The organism is Pseudomonas citri (genome assembly GCF_025336485.1).
Classification (GTDB): Bacteria; Pseudomonadota; Gammaproteobacteria; order Pseudomonadales; family Pseudomonadaceae; genus Aquipseudomonas; species Aquipseudomonas citri.
This window is the reverse complement of the sequence record NZ_JAODAB010000053.1, coordinates 1-4400: the sequence shown is the minus strand read 5'-3', so window position 1 is coordinate 4400 and position 4400 is coordinate 1. Positions and strand designations below refer to the sequence as shown.

The following is a 4400-nucleotide window of genomic DNA, read 5'->3' as shown; positions in this document are numbered from 1 at the left end:
ACCAGCGGGTTGGCATCGAAAGCCGCATCGTCCGCCGCTTGCAACGATTCCACGATGTCCAGCAGCAACACCGGCAGATCCCCGGACGGCAGGGCGAGCGCCGACTGGGTCAACAGCGCCCGCGGTTGGCTGTCCTGCAACATGAACGTCATGCGCTCGGCCGGGTGCGCCGGGTCGATGGGCACGTAGGCCGCGCCGGCCTTGAGCACGCCCAACAGGCCGACGATCATCTCCAGGCTGCGCTCGGCACAGATGGCCACGCGCTGATCGGGCTGCACGCCGAGGTCGAGCAGTTGCCGAGCGAGGTGGTTGGCGCGGCGATTGAGCTGGCGGTAGGTCAGTTGTTGGCTTTCGCAGACCAGGGCGACGGCGTCGGGGTTGGCCTGTACCTGGGCTTCGAACAGGTGGTGGATCGGCTGCGCCGGGCCGAAATCGGTGGCGGTGCGGTTGAAGTCGTTCAGCAGCAACTGGCGCTCGCTGGCGGGCAGCACGTCAAGGCTGCTGGCGAGGCGCTCAGGGGACTGCTCCAGGGCGTCCACCAGGGCGGTTACGGCGTGCGTCAAGTAGACAGCGATGCGTTGCGGGTCGATGCCGGCGATAGCCTGGGCGGTCACGGAGAAATCATCGCCTTCATCCGCCACGGCCACTTCAATCGGGTAGTTGGTGCGCGCTTCGTTGCTCAGGAAGCGCACGCCATCCCAGGCCAGGACCTGATCGGCGTTGGCCAGCGACCCGCCGTCAGTCTGATGGCGATAGTTGAGCAGGGTGGTGAACAGCGGCAGGCCCGCGCCGACACCGCTGCAACGTTGGGCCAGGGCCAGGGAGGCCTGTTCGTGGTTCAGCAGTTCGCTGAGGTCGCGGTAGGTTTCGTCCACCAACGCGCCAACCCCGAACCCGGCCAGTCGGACCCGCACCGGCAAGGTGTTGATGAACACCCCCAGCGCCCGGTCGGCGCCCACCGAGCCTTGCAGGCGGCCGGCGACCACGGTGCCGAACACCACGTCGTCACGGTCGGTGCAGCGTCCGAGCACCTGGGCCCAGGCAATGTGGAACAGCACGGCTGGCGTGACGCCGGCCGTGCGCGATTGCGTGCGGATGCGCTGGCTCAGGGCCGGATCGAGGCGCACGCTGGTTTCCGCGACTTGGCTGCCGTCACCCTGGACATCCAGCACACCGAACGGCGCGGTGGGTTCGTCGACACTGCCCAGGCGCTGGCTGAAATAGGCTTCATGGGCTTGCGGCGGCGTCGCGAGAACCTGTGCGACGAACTCCCGATAAGGCATCGGCGGCGGCAGGCTGTCGCCCTGGCCTTGCAACAAGGCCTGGACTTCTGCGAGCACGATGCCCAGGGACACGTGGTCGCTGATCATGTGGTGATCGAGCAGGGCCAGCAAGCAGCGTTCGGAGTGCGGAACCCGGGCGATGCAGGCGCGCATCAGCGGTGCCTGCTGCAAGTCCAGGCGCAGGTGCCGGGGATCGCTCAAGCGCTCCAGTTGCGCACGCGGGTCTTCATCGGCGGCCAGGGCGATGTGCTGCAGCGCCAGCGTGGCCCGGCGTTGCACCACCTGGACCGGCTGCGGCTGGCCGACCCAATGCACGGCGCTGCGCAGGATGTCGTGGCGGTCGATCACCTGCTGCAAGGCGCCGATAAAGGCCTCGAGGCGCGGGTGGCTGTCGAATTCGATCATCGAGCGGACCAGGTACGCATCACCTTCGTGTCCCAGCAGATGATGGAACAGGATGCCTTGCTGCAAGGGGGCCATCGGATAGATGTCCTGGATATTGGCGGCACCGCCGGGCACGGCGGCGACGATACGTTCGAGCTGGGCCTCGGTCAGTTCCACCAGGGGCAGCATGTCCGGGGTCAGGGCGGTGCAATCGAGCGGGATCCGGTTGGCCGGGGCGAGGAACGGTGTTTCGTTGCTGCGGCTCAGGGCCTGGGCCATTTCCCGCACGCTGGGCGCAGTGAACACCGTGCGCACGCTGGCGCTCAGGCCATGCTGGCGCAAGCGGTCGATCAGGCTCACGGCCAGCAGCGAATGCCCGCCGAGTTCAAAGAAACGGTCGTGACGGCCCACCTTCTCGATACCCAGCAGGTCTTGCCAGACATTGGCGACGATCTGTTCGATTTCGCCTCGCGGTGCCTCGTAGGCGCGGCTGGCGAAGGCTTCCTGGCCCGGCGCGGGCAGGGCGCGGCGGTCGAGTTTGCCGTTGGGGGTCAGCGGCAGTGCTTCAAGCTGGACGAAGGCGCTCGGCACCATGTACTCGGGCAGCGCCGCCAGCAGCGCGGCACGCAGTTGTTCCACCGGCACCGGCTCGCCGCACAGGTAGGCGACCAGGCGCTTGCTGTCGGACTGGCCCGGTTTGCTTTCCTGGGCCACCACCACCGCTTCGCGAACACCGGAGCAGCCGGCGAGGACGGCTTCGATTTCCCCCAGCTCGACGCGGAAGCCACGGATCTTCACCTGATCGTCGTTGCGTCCCAGGTACTGCAGGGTGCCGTCGGCGCACCAGCGGCCAAGGTCGCCGGTCTTGTACAGGCGTGCGTCCGGATCGGTGCTGAACGGGTCGGCGATGAAACGCTCGGCGGTCAGTGCCTCGCGATTGAGGTAACCGCGAGCGACACCGACGCCGCCGATATGAATCTCCCCGGCGACCCCCATGGGGACCAGCTCGCCGAGCGCATCCAGCACATGCAATTGGGTGTTGCGCAACGGTTTGCCGATGGAGCGGAAATCGTCGTGGTCGCTTTCCATCCGGCGGATCGAGGCGTTGACCGTGGCTTCGGTCGGGCCGTAGGCGTTGAACAGCGCCGGGCGATGACCGGCGTGGGCGAACCACTGGCTCACCGCCTGCTTGCCCACCGCTTCGCCGCCGATCATGAACTGCCGCAGGCAAGCGGGCAAGGCGACATGGCTGTCGCGGGCGACCTGCTGCCAGAACACCGTCGGCAGGTTGGCGACGCTGATCGCATGCTGCTCGCAGAGCGTGGCGAAGGCTGCGGTGCCGGCGATCCAGGCATCGCTGCGCAACACCAGGGTGGCGCCGGACAGCAAGGCACCAAAGATCTCTTCCACCGACATGTCGAAGGTCATGGTGGCGAATTGCAGGATGCGATCCTGGGGGTTGAGGCCGTAGCGTTCCTGCAGGGCTCCGATCTGGTTGCACACCGAGCGGTGTTCGAGCATCACGCCTTTCGGCTTGCCGGTGGAACCGGAGGTGTACATGACATAGGCCAGGTGCCGGGAGGTCAGGCCCTCGACCTTTGGATTGCTGTCGTCCCCGTCAGCCGGATCGTCCAGCAACAGCTGCGGCATGTGCAGCGCCGGCAGTTGTCCGGCCATGGTTTCGATCAGGTAGCCCTGGGTGAGCAGGACCCGCGGTGCGCTGTCGTCGAGCATGTGCTGCAAGCGATCCTGCGGATAGTTCGGGTCCAGCGGTACGTAGGCGCCGCCGGCCTTGAGGATGGCCAGGATGCCGACGATCATGTCCGGGCTGCGTTCCACCAGCAGGGCGACCCGTTCATCCGGACGCAGGCCCGCGGCGATCAGGCGATGGGCGATGCGATTGGCCCGGGTGTTGAGTTCGGCATAGCTGAGGCTGATCCCTTCGGCCTGCACGGCGATGGCCTGGGGACGCTTCTGTACGTGCTGTTCGAACCACTCCTGCAACAGCATGCCTTCGGGGAACGGGGCGTGGGTCTGGTTGAAACCGCCGAGCAACTGGCGGCGTTGCTGGTTATCCAGCAATGGCAGCGTTGCCACCGACTGTGTGGCGTCGTCGAGCATCCCGTCGAGCAGGTGCAGCAAGTGCCGACCCCAACGGGCGATGGTGCTTTCATCGAACAGGTCGGTGGCGTACTCGAACTGGCCGCTGATGGTTTCGCCGTCATCGTTGAGGGACAGGCTCACGTCGAACTGGGTGGTACCGGTCGGTTGCGGCAACGGGCTCAAGTTCAAGCCCGGCAGTTCCAGGGCCTGATCCTGTGGCGTGTTGCCGAGCACCAGCATGGCCTGGAACAGCGGGCTGTGACCGAGGCTGCGTTCCGGTTGCAGGGCTTCGACCACTTGTTCGAACGGCAGGTCCTGATGGCCGTAGGCGTCGAGGGTGGTGGCCTTGATCCGTTCGAGCAACTGCTCGACCGGGCTGTCGGCCTGCACGTCGATGCGCAGGGCCAGGGTGTTGACGAAGAAGCCGATCAGCGTTTCGGTTTCACGGCGTGGACGGTTGGCGACCGGTGTGCCCACCACGACTTCGGCCTGGTTGCTCAAGCGCGAGAGCAGGATCGACCAGGCCCCCAGCAGGGTCATGAACGGGGTCAGGCCGCGTTGCTGGCTGAAGCGCCGCAGGCGGGCGCTCAACGGTGCGGGCAGTTGCAACGCCAGCGCGGCGCCCTGGTA

Annotated in this window: 1 protein-coding gene; it reads right to left on the bottom strand. The window is 66.6% G+C overall.

Going from position 1 to position 4400, the window contains the following annotated elements; translation table 11 throughout:
• A partial coding sequence (locus tag N4Q37_RS27590; protein ID WP_260963349.1) for an amino acid adenylation domain-containing protein occupies positions 1–4400 on the bottom strand: 4400 nt, incomplete at both ends.